This is a genomic window from Bradyrhizobium sp. TM239 (assembly GCF_036247985.1).
Classification (GTDB): Bacteria; Pseudomonadota; Alphaproteobacteria; order Rhizobiales; family Xanthobacteraceae; genus Bradyrhizobium; species Bradyrhizobium ottawaense.
Map to the genome: position 1 here is coordinate 17605 of NZ_BTIR01000012.1, position 16487 is coordinate 34091.

Sequence of the window (16487 nt, forward strand, 5' to 3'; positions counted from 1 at the left end):
GCGAAGGAAATCAATCGGTTCCCTCCAGTTCCGCATGGCACCTCATTCGGCGGCGCCGTCCCGGACGCGCCGGATCCGGGCCGCCCGGTGCAGAACGCGCGACAATTCCTCGATCGAATAGGGCTTTTGCACGAGCTCGAAACCGGTCACGCCCTCCTGCGACAGGGCCTGGCTGTAGCCCGTGGTCAGCACGACCGGCACGCCGATGCCACGGTCGCGGATCGCCTGCGCCAGATCTAGCCCTGTCATGCCCGGCATCACCACGTCCGAGAACACGACGTCGAAGCGATCCGCGTCCATGACGAGCTCGGCGAGTGCGTCGGTGGCGTTGTCGACCAGCGTGATGCTGTAGCCGAGCTCGGTGAGGCCATCGGCGGCGAAATTGGCAAGCTCGATATTGTCCTCGACCAGCAGCACCGACATGCCACTGCCGGCCACCGCCGGCGCCGTGTTCGGCGCCTGCCGCTGCGGCAGCAGGTCCGTCGGCACGCGTGGCAGATAGAGCGAGAAGGTGCTGCCGTGACCGACCTCGCTCGTAACCGTCACCTCGCCGCCGGATTGCCGGGCGAAGCCGAACACCTGGGACAGGCCGAGGCCGGTGCCATGGCCGACCTGCTTGGTGGTGAAGAACGGCTCGAAGATGCGCTCGAGTCGGGCGGCCGGAATGCCGATGCCGGTGTCGGTGACGGTCACGCGGATGAAGCCACGGTTTCCCAAGCTCTGGTTTTCCAAGTTCTGGTTTCCCAAGCTTTGGCTTTCCAAGTTCTGGCTGCCCGAGGCGTGGGCCAGCGTGTCCGGAACGGTCGCCGCGGCCTCGACCGTGAAAACGATCCTGCCCTTGCCCTGCATGGCGTCGCGCGCATTGGTCGCCATGTTGATCAGCGCCGTCTCGAACTGGCCGGCATCTGCATGGACGAGGCAGGGCTCGGTGGGCAGGCGCATGGCGATCTCGATGGCCGGCCCCAGCAGCGGCGCCAGCATGTCGTGCAGCGCCTGCATCCGCTCGCCGACGTCAAATACCTCCGGCTTCAGGGTCTGGCGCCGCGCAAAGGCGAGCAGCTGCGAGGTCAGCTTGGCCGCGCGCGCCACCGCGTCCGCAATGGCCGTGATGTAGCGCTGTCGCCGCTCCTCCGTCAGTTGCGGCCGGTTCAACAGGTCGACCGAGGCGCGGATCACCGTCAGCAGATTGTTGAAATCATGCGCGACGCCGCCGGTGAGCTGTCCGAGCGCCTCGAGGCGCTGGCTGTGCTTGAGCGCCTCCTCGGCCTCACGCCGCTTGGCAGCTTCGGCCTGAAGATGCTGGGTGCGCCGCAACGCCAGCGCCAACAGTAGAAACAGGAGCGCGGTGGCGGGAATGCCGAACACCAGATGCTGGCCCATGGTGGCGAGCCAGCGCGCGCGGATCGCCGAGGTCTCGAGCCCGGCGCTGACATAGATCGGATATTCGGCGACGCGCCGATAGCCGATGCGTCGCTCGATCCCGTCCGACGGCCAGACGACCGTGATGAGGCCGTGCTCCGGGTGGGCCGCGATTTCCCGGCCGACCGGTCCGGTCGGATCCAGCCGAATGTCACGGTCGAGCCGCGGGAAATGCGCAAGCAGCACGCCGTCCGTGCGTCCCATCGTGAAGAAGCTGCCGGCATCGGAACCGATCCGCGCATAAAAACTCTCGAAATATTCGGGCAGGACGGAGGCCTGGATCACCCCGATGAAGCTGCCGTCCTCGGAATCGCGGCGGCGGCTCACCCCGAAGAAGCGCGCGCCCTGATAAGGCGGACGGGGCGTCAGGGCCGTGCCGATGAAGCTGCCGATGGATTGGTCGACATGAGCGTAGAAATAGTCGCGGTCCGCAAAGCTGAGGTCCGGCGGCGGCGAGGCGAGGCTGTTGACCAGCGCTTTGCCGTCCGCGTCGAAGATCCAGGCCGATTTGAGCTGCGGCAGCGAATCGGTCAGCCGCCTCAGGCGGCGGTGCAGCGCCGGCTCGCGCGCGCGGATGGTGTCGTCGGGAAGGCCACGCACGACCTCGTTGAGTTCGGCCAGGCTGCGATCGATGGTTTCGAACACCTTGAGCGCGTGCTCATGCACGACGTCGAGCGTGCGCTCGATCTCCCGGTCGGCGGTGTCCCTGGTCGAGGTGTAGGAGATCGCCGAGGTGATGACGAACAGCGCAACCGGCAGCGCCAGGGATGCCGCCATCATCCACTGCAACAGCTTCAGCGAGTTGCGTTGCGCCCTCTGCACAGTCGCTCCGTCCCTGACGGGGAGCTTAACTGAATCTCGCGCAGGGAAGGAAGCAACTTGTGCCGGAACCGCTGGTTGTGCGCCTGGAACTTACGCGCAGTGCGGGTCGGAGAAAATTCTACTCGAATTGACCGCGATCTCGGAGCGTCCCGGCCGGTCCGGCCGGAACGCGAAGCATGAACTTCGTCTTTAGATCTGGCGCTCGACCATCTTGAGCTTAAGCTCGGCGATGGCTTCGGCCGGGTTCAGTCCCTTCGGACAGGCCTTGGTGCAATTCATGATGGTGTGGCAGCGGTAGAGCCGGAACGGATCCTCGAGATTGTCCAGCCGCTCGCCGGTCGCCTCGTCGCGCGAATCGGATACCCAGCGGTTGGCCTGGAGCAGTGCGGCGGGGCCGAGGTAACGATCGCTGTTCCACCAATAGCTCGGACACGAGGTCGAGCAGCAGGCGCACAGGATGCATTCATAGAGGCCGTCGAGCTTCTCGCGATCCTCGTGGGTCTGGCGCCATTCCTTCTGCGGCGTCGGCGAGGTCGTCTTCAGCCACGGCTCGACCGATGCATACTGTGCGTAGAAATTGGTGAGGTCGGGGACGAGGTCCTTCACGACCGGCTGGTGCGGCAGCGGATTGATCTTCACCGCGCCGTCCTTCACGTCGTGCATCGAGCGGGTGCAGGCGAGCGTATTCTGGCCGTCGATGTTCATGGCGCAGGAGCCGCAGACGCCTTCGCGGCAGGAGCGGCGGAAGGTCAGCGACGGGTCGATGTGGTTCTTGATCCAGATCAGGCCGTCCAGCACCATCGGACCGCAATCATTGGTGTCGACGTAATAGGTGTCGACGCTCGGATTCTTGCCATCGTCCGGATTCCAGCGATAGACGCGAAACTCGCGGGTCTCGGTCGCGCCTGCGGGCTTCGGCCAGGTCTTGCCGCCAGTGATCTTGGAGTTCTTCGGAAGTGCGAATTCAACCATTGCTCTAACCTTTCGTCATTCCGGGGCGATGCGCAGCATCGAACCCGGAATCTCGAGATTCCGGGTCTGGTCCTTCGGACCATCCCGGAATGACGGCTACTGTTCGATCAATACACACGCGCCTTGGGCGGGATGTACTGCACGTCGTTGGTCATGGTGTAGTCGTGAACCGGGCGGTACTCGATCTTGACCTTGCCGGCATCGTCCAGCCAGGCCAGCGTGTGCTTCATCCAGTTCTTGTCGTCGCGCTCGGAGAAGTCCTCGCGCGCATGCGCGCCGCGGCTCTCGGTGCGGTTGGCGGCCGAGTTCATCGTCACCACCGCCTGCGCGATCAGATTGTCGAACTCGAGCGTCTCGACGAGGTCCGAATTCCACACCAGCGAGCGATCGGACACGGCGATATCGGTGATGCCGCTATGGACCTTCTCGATCAAATTCTGGCCTTCGCTCAGCACTTCGCCCGTACGGAACACCGCGCAATTGCTCTGCATCACGTGCTGCATGCCTTCGCGCAGTTTTGCGGTCGGAGTGCCGCCGGAGGCGTAGCGGTAATGGTCGAGGCGGCCGAGCGCGAGCTCGGACGAGTTCGCCGGCAGCTCCGGCTGCTTGGCATTGGGCGTGAGCTTCTCGGCGAGACGGAGCGCCGCGGCGCGGCCGAACACGACGAGGTCGATCAGCGAGTTGGAGCCGAGGCGGTTGGCGCCGTGCACGGAGACGCAGGCGGCCTCGCCGATCGCCATCAGGCCGGGGATGATGGCGTTGTCGTCGCCGTCCTTCTTGGTCAGGACTTCGCCGTGATAGTTGGTGGGGATGCCGCCCATGTTGTAGTGCACGGTCGGCACGATCGGGATCGGCTCGCGCGTCACGTCGACATTGGCGAAGATCTTTGCGGATTCGGAGATGCCCGGCAGCCGCTCGGCCAGCACCGCGGGATCGAGATGGTCCAGATGCAGGAAGATGTGGTCCTTCTTCTTGCCGACGCCGCGGCCTTCGCGGATCTCGATGGTCATCGCGCGCGAGACGACGTCGCGCGAGGCGAGGTCCTTGGCCGACGGCGCGTAGCGCTCCATGAAGCGCTCGCCCTCGGAGTTGACGAGATAGCCGCCTTCGCCGCGCGCGCCCTCGGTGACGAGACAGCCCGAGCCGTAGATGCCGGTCGGGTGGAACTGCACGAACTCCATGTCCTGCATCGGCAGGCCGGCGCGCAGCACCATGCCGCCGCCGTCACCGGTGCAGGTGTGGGCCGAGGTGCAGGAGGCATAGGCGCGGCCGTAGCCGCCGGTCGCGAGGATCACGGTCTGGGCGCGGAAGCGGTGCAGCGTGCCATCGTCGAGCTTGAGCGCGATGACGCCGCGGCAGGTGCCCTGGTCGTCCATGATCAGGTCGATGGCGAAGAACTCGATGAAGAACTCGGCGGCGTGGCGCAGCGACTGGCCGTACATCGTGTGCAGCATGGCGTGGCCGGTGCGGTCGGCGGCGGCGCAGGTGCGCTGCGCCTGGCCCTTGCCGAAGTCCATGGTCATGCCGCCGAACGGGCGCTGGTAGATCTTGCCGTCCTCGGTGCGCGAGAACGGCACGCCCCAATGCTCGAGCTCGTAGACCGCGTCCGGCGCGTTGCGCACCATGTATTCGATCGCGTCCTGGTCGCCGAGCCAGTCCGACCCCTTCACGGTGTCGTACATGTGCCAGCGCCAGTCGTCCTTGTGCATGTTGCCGAGCGAAGCCGAGATGCCGCCCTGCGCCGCGACCGTGTGCGAGCGGGTCGGGAACACCTTGGTGATGCAGGCCGTGCGCAGGCCGGCCTCGCTGCAGCCGACCACGGCGCGCAGACCCGCGCCGCCGGCGCCGACCACGACGACGTCATAGGTGTGGTCTTCGATCGGATAGGCTTTGCCGTTGGTGGCGGGAGCGCCGTTGCCCGTGCCATTCGTTGTGGTGGCCGATGTTCCCGTAGCCATGGGTTACACTCCGGAGGACAGTTTCAGGATCGCGTAGGTCGAGGCGAGCGCCACGGCGACCGAGAAGAAATTGTTGAGCATGATCGAGACGAGCTTCAGCTTCTCGTTATGGATGTAGTCCTCGATCACCACCTGCATGCCGATCTTCATGTGCCAGGCGCTGGCGAAGATGAAGAGGAGCAGGATCACCGCGACGGGAATGGAGCTCAGGGTCTGCGCAGCGTAGACCTGGTTGCGGCCTAGCAGCATCACGATGATCACCAGCGCCGGGATCATCAGCAGCGTCATGGCGACGCCGGTGATGCGCTGGCGCCAGAAATCGGACGTGCCGGAATGCGCGGCGCCGAGATTGCGGACGCGGCCGAGCGGGGTGCGCAGGCTGCGCTTCGGCGTATCGGATGCGCTCATCGTCCACCTCCGTTCGCATAGGCGATGATCCAGATCAGCACGGTCAGCGCGATGCCGCCGATCAGGGCGCCCCAGGTCAGCGCTTCCCGCTCATTGGCCTTGAAGCCGTAGCCGAGGTCCCACACGAAATGCCGGATGCCGCTGAGCATATGGTGCATCAGCGCCCAGGTGTAGCCGAACACGATCAGCCGCCCGATGATGCTGCCGGCGAAGGCCTGGACGTGCGCGTAAGCGGCAGGGCCGGAAGCCGCGGCAACCAGCCACCAGACCAGCAGCAGGGTTCCGAAATAGAGGGCAACACCGGTGGCGCGATGGATGATGGACAGAGCCATCGTCAGCGTCCAGCGGTACACTTGCATGTGCGGCGAGAGGGGTCGTTCGATCCGTGCGGTCATGGGCTTTGATGTTTTATGGCGGCCCAGCAGGGGGCGCGCGGGGATCGGAAAGGTCGGCTCTATTTACGGAGTCGATTTGGCCTGCGCAATCTCCAAATTGCCATAAATCGAACGATCGTTCAGCTCTAGAGCCTTGATGATACAAGGCCAATCAGGGGCTTGGTATACCAGAGCGCCGGTCCGCCAGTGAAGTTCAGAATGAAAATTCATTGCTTCGTGGTGTGCGCAGGGCGCATTGAAATCACTATTGGAACGCCTCTAACCCTTGTCCGCCGCTTGCCGCTCGAATCAGCCGGGTCATGGCAGCCGCAGCCGTCCCCTCCAGGGCCGAAGCGACCGGCGCGCCGACGCTGGCTCGGTTTCCCTGGGACTGCGGATATGCGCAGCCTGCATTCCACCCCAGCCGGGACGTCCGGTGCGTCGACCGGGCACCCCAGATCGCCTAAAGCTGGGACCGCAGCCGTCTCCGACCGACGTCTAGCAGAGGTTGCGACGAGTCGCCGGGGGCAAGTCAGGGGTGATTGCAGGTCTTGATATCAAGGACATTGTCGAACTCGCGCTGCTGCTGATCGCAACCGGCGCGCTATCGGGATTCCTGGCCGGCGTGTTCGGCATTGGCGGCGGCGCGATTCTCGTGCCGGTGTTCTACGAATGCTTTCGCATCGCCGGCGTGCCGCTGGAGGTGCGCATGCCGCTCTGCATCGGCACCTCGCTCGCGGTGATCATTCCGACCTCGATCCGTTCGTTCCAGGCGCATTACAAGCGCGGCGCCGTCGACATGGCCATCCTGCGGGTGTGGTGGCTGCCGATCGTGATCGGCGTCGTCTCGGGGAGCGTCGTCGCGCGCTACGCGCCGGAGCGGCTGTTCAAGATCGTGTTCGTCTGCGTCGCCTATTCCGCGGCGGCGCGCCTCATCTTCGCGCGCCAAGGCTGGAAGTTCGGCGACGACCTGCCGAAGGGCCCGCTGATGCGCGCCTATGGCTTCTGCGTCGGCATCCTCTCGACCCTGATGGGCATCGGTGGCGGCCTGTTCTCGAACCTCTTGATGACGTTCTACGGCCGTCCCATCCATCAGGCGGTCGCGACGTCATCCGCACTCGCGGTGCTGATCTCGATCCCCGGCGCGCTCGGCTACATCTATGCGGGCTGGCCGGCGGCGGCGAACTATCCCGCCGTCGCAGCGCTGCAAGTGCCGTTCGCGCTCGGCTACGTCTCGCTGATCGGCGCCGTGCTGGTGATGCCGATGAGCCTCGTCACCGCGCCGCTCGGCGTGAGAGCCGCGCATGCGATGTCGAAGCGAACGCTGGAGGTTGCGTTCGGGTGTTATCTGTTGATCGTGGGCAGCCGGTTCGTGATGAGTCTGGTGGGCGGGCTGTAGTCGCCGCGTCCACCGTCATTCGAGCGCAGCGTCGTAGGGTGGGTTAGCGAAGCGTAACCCACCGCTTCTGCCGCCGCGGAACGCAAAGAGGTGGGTTACGCCTTCGGCTAACCCACCCTACGGCTTCATCCGCAAGGACGGCGAACGCCAGCCCTATTTCTTCGCGTAAATATCCTTGTACGTATCCCGCAAGACGTTCTTCTGCACCTTGCCCATGGTGTTGCGCGGCAGCTCGTCGACGACGAAGACGCGCTTGGGCATCTTGAATTTCGCCAGGCGCCCGTCGAGCGCCTTCAGGACTGAGGCCTCGCTCACGTCCGCGCCCTTGTTGCAGACCAGCACCGCCGTGACGCCCTCGCCGAAGTCGGCATGCGGTACGCCGATCACGGCGGATTCCACCACGCCGGGCATGGCGTCGATCTCGCTCTCGATTTCCTTCGGATAGACGTTGAAGCCGCCGGAGATCACGAGATCCTTGCCGCGGCCGAGGATGTGGACGTAGCCTTTGCCGTCGATCTTGCCGAGATCGCCGGTGATGAAGAAGCCGTCGTCGCGGAATTCGGACTTGGTCTTTTCCGGCATGCGCCAATAGCCCTTGAAGACGTTCGGGCCCTTGACCTCGATCATGCCGATCTCCTCGCGCGCCAGCTCCTTGCCCGTCTCGGGTTCGGTGACGCGCACGGAGACGCCGGGCAAGGGAAAGCCGACTGCGCCGGGCACGCGCTCGCCGTCATAGGGGTTCGACGTGTTCATGTTGGTCTCGGTCATGCCGTAGCGCTCGAGCACGGCGTGCCCCGTCCGCGCCGACCATTCGCGATGGGTCTCCGCCAGCAGCGGCGCCGAGCCCGAGATGAACAGCCGCATATGCTTCGTGGAGTCGCGCGACAGCGCAGAATTCTGCAGCAGCCGCGTGTAGAAGGTCGGCACGCCCATCAGCACCGTGGCGCGCGCCATCAGCTTGATGATCAAATCCGGATCGAGCTTCGGCAGGAAGATCATCGACGCCCGGGCGAACAGCGTCACGTTGGTCGCCACGAACAGGCCGTGCGTGTGATAGATCGGCAGTGCGTGGATCAAGACGTCCTTGTCGGTGAAGCGCCAGTAGCCCACGAGCGAGAGCGAGTTCGACGCCAGATTATCATGCGTCAGCATCGCGCCCTTGGAGCGGCCCGTGGTGCCCGAGGTGTAGAGGATGGCGGCGAGATCGTCGTTCGCCCGCGCGACGGTTGCGAATTCGCTGCTGGCTTTGTCGGCGGCTTCCGTCAGCGAGCCCTTGCCGTCAGCTCCGAGCGTCTCGACCTTGGCCTTCACCTTGGCGGCGATCGGCGCGAGGCCCTCCGCCTTGGAGGGGTCGCAGACCACCAGCGACGGCTCGGCATCGCCGATGAAGTAGTCGAGCTCGTTGAGCGTATAGGCGGTGTTGAGCGGAAGGTAGACCGCGCCGGCCCGCACCGTGCCGAGATACAGCACGATATTGGCGACGGATTTCTCGACCTGCACCGCGACGCGGTCGCCCGGCTTCACGCCGCGCGCGACCAGCACATTCGCCATCTGCCCGGCCCGCGCGATCAGATCGCCATAGCTGATATGGCCGCCATCATGCGTCTCGATCGCGAGGCGCTTCGGATCGTCCAGGCCGTCGAACAGGCGGGAGAACAGGTTGGCGTTGGCAGCTGGGTTCATGCAACATTCCTCGCCGGCGAAGGCCGGTCAAACCGAGGGCTGGATTAGCAAAAACCGCCCCGATGAAGCAACGGAGACAGTTTGCATGACAAAAGATGGGAAACGCGTGGCCTGGGTCACGGGCGGCGGCAGCGGGATTGGGGAGGCCGGCGCCGAGGCGCTGGCTGCCGACGGCTGGACGGTGGTGGTCTCGGGCCGGCGCAAGGACGCCCTGGATACCGTGGTTGCCAAAATCGGCAAGGCGGGCGGTGCGGCCGAGGCCATCGCGCTGGACGTGTCCAACGCTGCGGAAGCCCAGAAAGCCGCCGACCAGATCGTCGCCAGGCACGGCCGCATCGACCTCCTGGTCAACAACGCCGGCATCAATGTCCCCAAGCGGAGCTGGAAGGACATGGAACTGGAGGGCTGGGACAGACTGGTCCAGGTCAATCTCAACGGCGTGCTTTATTGCATGCGCGCGGTGCTGCCGACGATGCGCAAGCAGCAGGATGGCGCGATCATCAACGTCTCGTCCTGGGCCGGCCGCCACGTCTCGAAGATGCCGGGCCCGGCCTACACCACGACCAAGCATGCGGTGCTGGCGCTGACCCATTCCTTCAACATGGACGAATGCGTCAACGGCCTGCGCGCCTGCTGCCTGATGCCGGGCGAGGTGGCGACGCCGATCCTCAAGCTGCGCCCGGTGGTGCCGAGCGAGGACGAGCAGGCCAGGATGCTGCAATCGGAAGATCTCGGACGCACCATCGCGTTCATCGCGAGCATGCCGGCAAGGGTCTGCATCAACGAGGTGTTGATCAGCCCAACGCATAATCGCGGGTTCATCCAGACGCCGAACAACAGGGATTGAGGCGCAGCGCGCGCGTCAATCTCCGCTGTCGTCCCGGGGCGCGACAACGTCGCGAACCCGGGACCCATAACCACAGGGAGAAGACGTCGCGCGGGACGGGAACTCCGAGTCTTCGCCAAACCACTCCCTGTGGCTATGGGTCCCGGATCGGCGCTTCGCTTGTCCGGCACGACAGCGGAGTGGGCGGATCGTTCGTGCATCACACGAGCGTCCCCCCACATAGTTTCACGCATCACAAAGAATTTTTCCCCGAAACCACTTCGCCAACCCTCCCGTAGTTCGGTCCAACGACGGCGCTGCTGCTTCACGCCAAAAGGTCGCAGCCGCCGTTGTTGCCCCAACGCAAGACCGGCCATCGCCGGTTACAATTCAATCGGGAGACTTTCCATGTCGAAGCGCATTGCCTATCTCGCCGCCGCCGCCTTCAGCGCCCTGGCCATCACCGCGACCGTCGTCGCGCCTGTCCGCGCCGAGGAGAAGACCGTCATGGTCGGCGGCGCCGCGATGTTCCCGTCGAAGAACATCGTCCAGAACGCGGTCAATTCGAAGGACCACACCACGCTGGTGGCGGCGGTGAAGGCGGCCGGCCTGGTGCCGACGCTGGAAGGCAAGGGTCCGTTCACGGTGTTCGCGCCGACCAACGCCGCCTTCGGCAAGCTGCCGGCCGGCACCGTGGACAATCTGGTCAAGCCCGAGAACAAGGCGACGCTGACCAAGATCCTCACCTACCATGTCGTGCCCGGCAAGCTCGAGGCCTCGGACCTCACCGAGGGCAAGAAGCTGAAGACCGCCGAAGGCGAGGAACTGACGGTCAAGAAGATGGACGGCAAGACCTGGATCGTCGATGCCAAGGGCGGCACCTCGATGGTGACGATCTCCAACGTCAACCAGTCCAACGGCGTGATCCATGTGGTCGACACCGTGCTGATGCCGGCGACGTAACACCGCGCGATCCTGTTTCATCCCCCGAACAGGATGCGACGAAACGGCGAGCCGGGGGCACCCGGCTCGCTTTTTTGTGACCGCCATAGCCAGACGCTATCGATTCGATGGCGGACAGGGCGTAACGAAAGCGGGCGCATCGGCGTATAATCGGTGTCACACGACGTTCAGGACGGAACCATCATGTCGAGCCTCACAGTCACCGACGAGCAGGTCAGCGCCGCCCCGGCCAAAGTGATCCAGCCGGCCTGGGTCCGCGTCATGCACTGGGTCAATGCCTTCGCCATGATCCTGATGATCCTGTCGGGCTGGCAGATCTACAACGCCTCGCCGCTGTTCGGCTTCAGTTTCCCGCGCGAGTACACGCTCGGCGGATGGCTCGGCGGCGGCCTGCTCTGGCACTTTGCTGCGATGTGGCTGTTGATGATCAACGGGCTCGCCTATCTCGTCACGGGCTTCGCCACCGGCCGCTTCGCCAAGAAACTGCTGCCGATTACACCGTCGGGCGTGCTCCACGACGTCAGGGCAGCGCTGACCTTCAAGCTCGGCCATGACGACCTCACCGTCTACAATTACGTGCAGCGCGTGCTCTATGCCGGCATCATCGTGGTCGGCGTGCTGATCGTGCTCACGGGCTTAGGGATGTGGAAGCCGGTGCAGCTCTATTACCTCGTCACGCTGTTCGGCGACTACCCGACCGCGCGCTACATCCATTTCTTCTGCATGGCCGCGATCTGCGCGTTCCTCGTCGTTCACGTCCTGCTCGCGCTGCTCGTGCCGAAGAGCCTGCGCGCCATGATCATCGGCCGCTGAGGAGGAGAACATGGCGAAGCGTTCATTCCTGATCCCCGGCGTCGACAAGCGGCTCTTGATCAAGGACTCCATCAAGACCATGCCCGACGTCAGCCGCCGCCGCTTCATCGCGGGCGGCGCCAGCCTCGGCGCGCTGACGCTGCTCACCGGCTGCGATGTGATCGACTCCTCCTCGGCCGAGGAGATGCTGAAGCAGGTCTCGAAATTCAACGACGCGGTGCAGGCCTTCATCTTCAATCCCGACGCACTGGCACCGACCTTCCCCGAGAGCGCGATCACAAAACCGTTTCCGTTCAATGCCTATTACGATCTCGACGACGCGCCCGATGTTGCTGGCGCCGATTGGAAGCTCGAGGTTCGCGGCCTCGTCGACAACAAGAAGTCGTGGACGCTGGACGAGCTCTACAAGTTGCCGCAAGTCACGCAGATCACCCGCCACATCTGCGTCGAGGGCTGGAGCGCGATCGGCAGCTGGACCGGCACACCCTTGCGCGATTTCTTAAAACTGATCGGCGCCGACACGCGCGCCAGATACGTCTGGTTCCAGTGCGCCGACAAGGACGGCTACAATTCGCCCTTGGACATGCGCAGCGCGCTGCATCCGCAGACTCAGATGACGTTCAAATACGCGAACGAGATTTTGCCGCGCGCCTACGGCTTCCCCATGAAGATCCGCGTGCCGACAAAACTCGGCTTCAAGAACCCGAAATACGTCGTCTCGATGGAAGTCACCAACGACTACAAGGGCGGCTATTGGGAAGACCAGGGGTATAATTCGTTCAGCGGAAGCTAGCTACGGCACCATCTGTTTGACCGGCCCGACTTTCCGCTGGCACAGCGCCGCCACCGCCCCCAATGCCAACAACGCGGCCGACACATTGAGCGCGTAGCTCAGGCTCCCCAGCGCGTCCGTGATCGCGCCGACCACGATCGGCCCGAGCGTTTGCCCGACGCCGAACGAGATCGTCATCGCGGCGATCGCGGTCGGCCACATCGCCGGCGGATAGTTGAAGCGCACGAAGGCGGTGGTCGAGCCAACCACGGCGAAGAAGGCGACGCCGAACACGACGGCCGAGACCGCGAGCCATGCCGGCGAATGCCCGAGCATCGGCAGGGCCGCGCCAGCTGCGTTGGTGCCGAGGATGATGGCGGTGGCGAGCCCGCCGCGATCGAGCGCCAGCACGCCGCGCCAGGCCCAGGGTGTGACGAAGGCGCTGAGGCCGATCAGGCTCCAGAACGCGGCTTGCGCGGTGGCCCCGCCGCCGCCGTCGCGCACATAGGCGATCATGAAGGTCATGTAGGCGATGTAGCCGGCGCCGAACAGGAAGTAGCCGGCGAGGTAGATCAGCACGGGACGAATCGCGAAGGCGGCGTGGCTGCCTTCGGAGAAGCGGACGCTGCTCTCGATGCGGATCAGGAACAGCGGCACGGTCATCGCGGCCGACAGCAGTGTCAGCGCCCACCACACCATCCACCACGAGCCGGGCCCGAAATATTGCAGCGTGAACGGAGCGATCAGCCCCGAGGACAGAATGCCGATGCCGGGCCCGGCATAGAACAGGCTGAGCAGGAAATTGGCCCGCTCGGGGCGCGACTGGGCAATGGTCGCCGCCAGTGCGCCGCCGGCGACGAAGCCGGCCGCGGCCCCGATGCCCAGCACCAGACGCGCCAGGCTCAGCGCAACGAAATTTCCCGTCAGCGCGCAGGTCGCGAGCGCGGCGACGCAGGCCAGAGTTCCGCCGCGGATCGCCGCCGCCCAGCCGACGCGCTGGATCAGGCGCGAGGCCACCAGCGCGCCCACGAGATAGCCGACGGCGTTGATGGTGTTCATGAATCCAGCCACCGAATAGGACCAGCCGAGGTCCTCCCGCATATCGGGCAGCACCAGCGCATAGGCAAAGCGGCCAATGCCGAGCCCGACCGTGGCGGCCAGCGACAGCGTCAGGATCAGCCGCGCGGGATGCGCGTAGGGCGAGCGGCGGTCTTTAGGAAAGCAGTCTTGGGCGTGCAAGGGATACTCCGGCCTGCCCAGTGTGGCAGGCCCCGTCCGCCTTGCACAGCCGCACCCCGGCAATGGTGTCTTGCCAAGCGCGCAACGCCGCTCTAGCACTCCGGCCGAATTCGATCTCAGAGGATACGACCATGGCGACCCACAAACTGCTGCTGCTTCCCGGCGACGGTATCGGCCCCGAGGTGATGGGCGAGGTGAAGCGGCTGATCGACTGGCTCAATTCGGCCGGGATCGCCAAGTTCGAGACGGATACCGGCCTCGTCGGCGGCTCCGCCTATGACGCGCACAAGGTGTCGATCTCCGAGGGCGACATGGCCAAGGCGCTTGCCGCCGATGCCATCATCTTCGGCGCGGTCGGCGGCCCGAAATGGGACGCCGTTCCTTACGAGGTGCGCCCGGAAGCCGGCCTGCTGCGCCTGCGCAAGGATCTGGCTTTGTTCGCCAACCTCCGCCCCGCCGTGTGCTACCCGGCGCTGGCCGATGCATCGAGCCTGAAGCGCGAGGCCGTCGAAGGCCTCGACATCATGATCGTGCGCGAGCTCACTGGCGGCGTCTATTTCGGCGAGCCCAAGACCATCACCGATCTCGGCAACGGCCAGAAGCGCGCCGTCGATACCCAGGTCTACGACACCTATGAGATCGAGCGCATCGGCCGCGTCGCCTTCGAGCTTGCCAGGAAGCGCAAGAACAAGGTGACCTCGATGGAGAAGCGCAATGTCATGAAGTCGGGCGTGCTCTGGAACGAGGTCATGACCCAGGTCCACAAGCGCGAATATCCCGACGTCACGCTCGAGCACCAGCTCGCCGATTCCGGCGGCATGATGCTGGTGAAATGGCCGAAGCAGTTCGACGTCATCGTCACCGACAATCTGTTCGGCGACATGCTGTCCGACATCGCGGCGATGCTGACGGGCTCGCTCGGCATGCTGCCCTCGGCTTCGCTCGGCGAGGTCGACGTGAAGACCAAGAAGCGCAAGGCGCTGTACGAGCCCGTGCACGGCTCGGCGCCTGATATCGCAGGCCAGGGCCTCGCCAATCCCATTGCGATGATCTCGTCGTTCGGCATGGCGCTGCGCTATTCCTTCGACATGGGCGCGCTCGCCGACAAGGTCGACGCCGCGATCGCCGCCGTGCTCGCCAGCGGCCTGCGCACCGCCGACATCAAGTCGGAAGGCACCACGGCGGCCTCCACCACGCAGATGGGCGAAGCGATCCTGAAGGAATTGCAGAAGCTGCACGCGTAAGGCGGGCACAGCTCTCGTAGGGTGGGTTAGCCATGTGGACTGCGCGAAGCGCAGACCGCTTGGCGTAACCCACCTCTTTCGTCTCCGCGGAGACAAGCAGTGATGGATTACGCCTTCGGCTAATCCACCCTACGGCACCTTCCAAAACAAAATGGCCGGGCGTGAGCCCGGCCATTTTGATTCGGTGCCTACCGCTCAGTACAGCGGGAAATTCTGCGGATAGCCGCCGACGTCCTGCGGCGGCGAAAGCGGCTGGCGATCGATCGGGCGGTTGAGATTCTCGCGCGCGAAAGTCGGATAGCCCACCGCCGGCGGGAAGGCGTAGTCGGAGAACTTGCGGTCGCCCGGATTGACCTCGGTGCCGCCGTCGAGCCAGGAGCGCTTGCTGACATAGATGCGGGTGCGGCCCTGCTGGTAGACCGCGTTGGGGCCGCTCGGGCCGTAATAGTGGCGGCCGCGCTCGTCATAGCGCTTGGTCTTGTTGTCGGCCGAGGCCGGCGTCGCCAAACCAATGGCTGAGGACAGGGCAATCACAGCGCCCGCCGCAAACAAGGTTGCCAGTTTGGCAGAGAATTTCCAGCTCATCACGTCCCCTTCAGGCGGCGCACCGCCAGTCGATATCACCCCATACTAGCCCGGCCGGGGTGAGCGCAACTAGGTCTATTGGGTCACACCAGCTCGGAATAATCGTGCGCGCTGGCAAAAGTTGCATCAATACCAGCCACTTGAGCTTGATGCCGGTCAAAGCGCCCCGCGCAATTGCGCGTTGGCGGCGCCCAGCAGCCAGTCCGGCGAGCCCACGAGGTCACAGCCGCGGCGCTTCAGCTCGGCACGGGCGAACAATTCCGCCAGCTTCGGCTCGTTGCCGGAGGTCAGCAGCGTCAGCCGGTTCAGCGTGCAGGCAATCGCCGCACGCCGGGCGGGCATTGTGTCGCCCTGACAGGAGAAGCCGGAGATCTGCAAGCCTGGCTCCTCGTTGCGCTTGAGGTAGCCGAGGCAGGCCGGGCTCCCCTTGTCCGCGCCGACGGGCCGGAACAGCGCGACGGGGCCGAATTTCGTCTCGATCAGGCCGGCTTGCTCGAGCGGGGTCGCAGCCCCAAGGCCCATCTGGACGGCGAGGTCCATCATGGCCGGACGGGCCACATCGAATTCGCCGCCTTCCCGATATACCTCGAGCTCGGCCAGCGGCCGGTCTGCCGCGCTCGCCCAGCGCATCACGTCCCGGCGGCCGCCTTCGGGATGCCGAAGGATGGTGTAAGAGGCTGTTTTTTCTGATGAATCGATCCGGCTAAGGGCGAAGGCCGGGTGCGAGCGATCGGCCGTGCTCCAGCCCGGCTTCAGCGCGGGCTCATCATCCCGCCAGTCGGGCAGCTGTCCGAGCGCCGCGAGGGCGAGGATGGCAAACAGGGCGAGCGCCCCCACATAGGCGATCAGGCGCGCCAGCGTGCCGACCACCTCGTCGGCGAAGGCTGCCAGCGTCAGATAGAGATGGGTCCGGGTGGAGATTGCGGCCGTGCTGGCCTCGAGCGACTGCATCCACGGCCTTCAGGCATGGTCCAACGTTGTCTTGAGGCCGGTTCTCGCATAGAAGCGCT

15 protein-coding genes are annotated in these 16487 nt (G+C 65.0%); 6 read left to right on the forward strand and 9 right to left on the reverse strand.

The window, feature by feature from the left end; all coding sequences use genetic code 11:
- Window positions 1-42: 42 nt before the first annotated feature.
- From AABA84_RS21485 to sdhC, 5 genes are all read right to left on the reverse strand, one after another.
- Window positions 43-2241, reverse strand: coding sequence for a hybrid sensor histidine kinase/response regulator (locus AABA84_RS21485; protein ID WP_338313029.1), 2199 nt, complete (start codon window positions 2239-2241; stop codon window positions 43-45).
- Window positions 2242-2430: 189 nt separating this feature from the next.
- Window positions 2431-3213: a succinate dehydrogenase iron-sulfur subunit gene (locus tag AABA84_RS21490; protein WP_212252128.1), complete on the reverse strand. Its 783-nt coding sequence runs from the start codon at window positions 3211-3213 to the stop codon at window positions 2431-2433.
- Window positions 3214-3320: 107 nt separating this feature from the next.
- Window positions 3321-5171 (reverse strand): succinate dehydrogenase flavoprotein subunit, encoded by a 1851-nt coding sequence (gene sdhA / locus AABA84_RS21495; RefSeq protein ID WP_212252130.1) that lies wholly within the window; start codon window positions 5169-5171, stop codon window positions 3321-3323.
- Between the two features lie 3 nt (window positions 5172-5174).
- Complete coding sequence (gene sdhD, locus AABA84_RS21500; RefSeq protein ID WP_212252132.1) at window positions 5175-5579, reverse strand: succinate dehydrogenase, hydrophobic membrane anchor protein; 405 nt, start codon at window positions 5577-5579, stop codon at window positions 5175-5177.
- Window positions 5576-5974: a succinate dehydrogenase, cytochrome b556 subunit gene (gene sdhC, locus AABA84_RS21505; RefSeq protein WP_212252134.1), complete on the reverse strand. Its 399-nt coding sequence runs from the start codon at window positions 5972-5974 to the stop codon at window positions 5576-5578. Before sdhC ends, sdhD begins: the two co-directional genes overlap by 4 nt.
- Before the next feature lie 517 nt (window positions 5975-6491).
- Between sdhC and AABA84_RS21510 the strand changes: the two genes are divergently transcribed.
- Window positions 6492-7352, forward strand: coding sequence for a sulfite exporter TauE/SafE family protein (locus tag AABA84_RS21510; protein ID WP_338313031.1), 861 nt, complete (start codon window positions 6492-6494; stop codon window positions 7350-7352).
- Window positions 7353-7505: 153 nt separating this feature from the next.
- Here the strand turns inward: AABA84_RS21510 and AABA84_RS21515 are convergent, their stop codons facing one another.
- On the reverse strand, window positions 7506-9035 hold the full coding sequence (locus AABA84_RS21515) for a malonate--CoA ligase (protein ID WP_338313032.1): 1530 nt from the start codon (window positions 9033-9035) through the stop codon (window positions 7506-7508).
- An 85-nt stretch (window positions 9036-9120) separates the two neighbouring features.
- On the opposite strand from AABA84_RS21515, the gene AABA84_RS21520 reads away from it, so the two are divergent.
- The 4 genes from AABA84_RS21520 (at window position 9121) to AABA84_RS21535 (ending at window position 12430) form a co-directional block, all read left to right on the forward strand.
- Window positions 9121-9882, forward strand: a complete 762-nt coding sequence (locus AABA84_RS21520) for an SDR family oxidoreductase (RefSeq protein ID WP_338309475.1) — start codon at window positions 9121-9123, stop codon at window positions 9880-9882.
- 387 nt (window positions 9883-10269) lie between these two features.
- Window positions 10270-10824 carry a fasciclin domain-containing protein gene (locus tag AABA84_RS21525; protein WP_028139268.1) on the forward strand — a complete coding sequence of 185 codons (555 nt, stop codon included), beginning with the start codon at window positions 10270-10272 and terminating at the stop codon, window positions 10822-10824.
- A gap of 183 nt (window positions 10825-11007) precedes the next feature.
- Window positions 11008-11637 (forward strand): cytochrome b/b6 domain-containing protein, encoded by a 630-nt coding sequence (locus tag AABA84_RS21530; RefSeq protein WP_212252143.1) that lies wholly within the window; start codon window positions 11008-11010, stop codon window positions 11635-11637.
- A gap of 10 nt (window positions 11638-11647) precedes the next feature.
- A complete protein-coding gene (locus AABA84_RS21535) occupies window positions 11648-12430 on the forward strand; it encodes a molybdopterin-dependent oxidoreductase (RefSeq protein ID WP_338313033.1) in 783 nt (260 codons plus the stop codon).
- Here the strand turns inward: AABA84_RS21535 and AABA84_RS21540 are convergent, their stop codons facing one another.
- Entirely contained in the window at window positions 12431-13648 is a 1218-nt protein-coding gene (locus tag AABA84_RS21540; protein ID WP_338313034.1) for a YbfB/YjiJ family MFS transporter, read from the reverse strand.
- Window positions 13649-13779: 131 nt separating this feature from the next.
- Here AABA84_RS21540 and leuB point away from each other — a divergent pair, with 131 nt between their 5' ends.
- Window positions 13780-14892, forward strand: coding sequence for a 3-isopropylmalate dehydrogenase (leuB, locus tag AABA84_RS21545; protein WP_212252149.1), 1113 nt, complete (start codon window positions 13780-13782; stop codon window positions 14890-14892).
- 195 nt (window positions 14893-15087) lie between these two features.
- On the opposite strand, the gene AABA84_RS21550 is transcribed toward leuB, so the two are convergent.
- Window positions 15088-15477 carry a hypothetical protein gene (locus AABA84_RS21550; RefSeq protein ID WP_212252151.1) on the reverse strand — a complete coding sequence of 130 codons (390 nt, stop codon included), beginning with the start codon at window positions 15475-15477 and terminating at the stop codon, window positions 15088-15090.
- A 156-nt stretch (window positions 15478-15633) separates the two neighbouring features.
- A complete protein-coding gene (locus AABA84_RS21555) occupies window positions 15634-16428 on the reverse strand; it encodes a hypothetical protein (RefSeq protein ID WP_338313037.1) in 795 nt (264 codons plus the stop codon).
- Window positions 16429-16487 lie beyond the last annotated feature (59 nt).

What these genes read in the sequence shown, in the direction of transcription:
- AABA84_RS21490 (WP_212252128.1), bottom strand. Translation starts at nt 3,213, where the DNA reads ATGGTTGAATTCGCACTTCCGAAGAACTCCAAGATCACTGGCGGCAAG.
- sdhA (WP_212252130.1), bottom strand. Translation starts at nt 5,171, where the DNA reads ATGGCTACGGGAACATCGGCCACCACAACGAATGGCACGGGCAACGGC.
- sdhD (WP_212252132.1), bottom strand. Translation starts at nt 5,579, where the DNA reads ATGAGCGCATCCGATACGCCGAAGCGCAGCCTGCGCACCCCGCTCGGC.
- sdhC (WP_212252134.1), bottom strand. Translation starts at nt 5,974, where the DNA reads ATGACCGCACGGATCGAACGACCCCTCTCGCCGCACATGCAAGTGTAC.
- AABA84_RS21515 (WP_338313032.1), bottom strand. Translation starts at nt 9,035, where the DNA reads ATGAACCCAGCTGCCAACGCCAACCTGTTCTCCCGCCTGTTCGACGGC.
- AABA84_RS21520 (WP_338309475.1), top strand. Translation starts at nt 9,121, where the DNA reads ATGACAAAAGATGGGAAACGCGTGGCCTGGGTCACGGGCGGCGGCAGC.
- AABA84_RS21525 (WP_028139268.1), top strand. Translation starts at nt 10,270, where the DNA reads ATGTCGAAGCGCATTGCCTATCTCGCCGCCGCCGCCTTCAGCGCCCTG.
- AABA84_RS21530 (WP_212252143.1), top strand. Translation starts at nt 11,008, where the DNA reads ATGTCGAGCCTCACAGTCACCGACGAGCAGGTCAGCGCCGCCCCGGCC.
- AABA84_RS21535 (WP_338313033.1), top strand. Translation starts at nt 11,648, where the DNA reads ATGGCGAAGCGTTCATTCCTGATCCCCGGCGTCGACAAGCGGCTCTTG.
- leuB (WP_212252149.1), top strand. Translation starts at nt 13,780, where the DNA reads ATGGCGACCCACAAACTGCTGCTGCTTCCCGGCGACGGTATCGGCCCC.
- AABA84_RS21550 (WP_212252151.1), bottom strand. Translation starts at nt 15,477, where the DNA reads ATGAGCTGGAAATTCTCTGCCAAACTGGCAACCTTGTTTGCGGCGGGC.
- AABA84_RS21555 (WP_338313037.1), bottom strand. Translation starts at nt 16,428, where the DNA reads ATGCAGTCGCTCGAGGCCAGCACGGCCGCAATCTCCACCCGGACCCAT.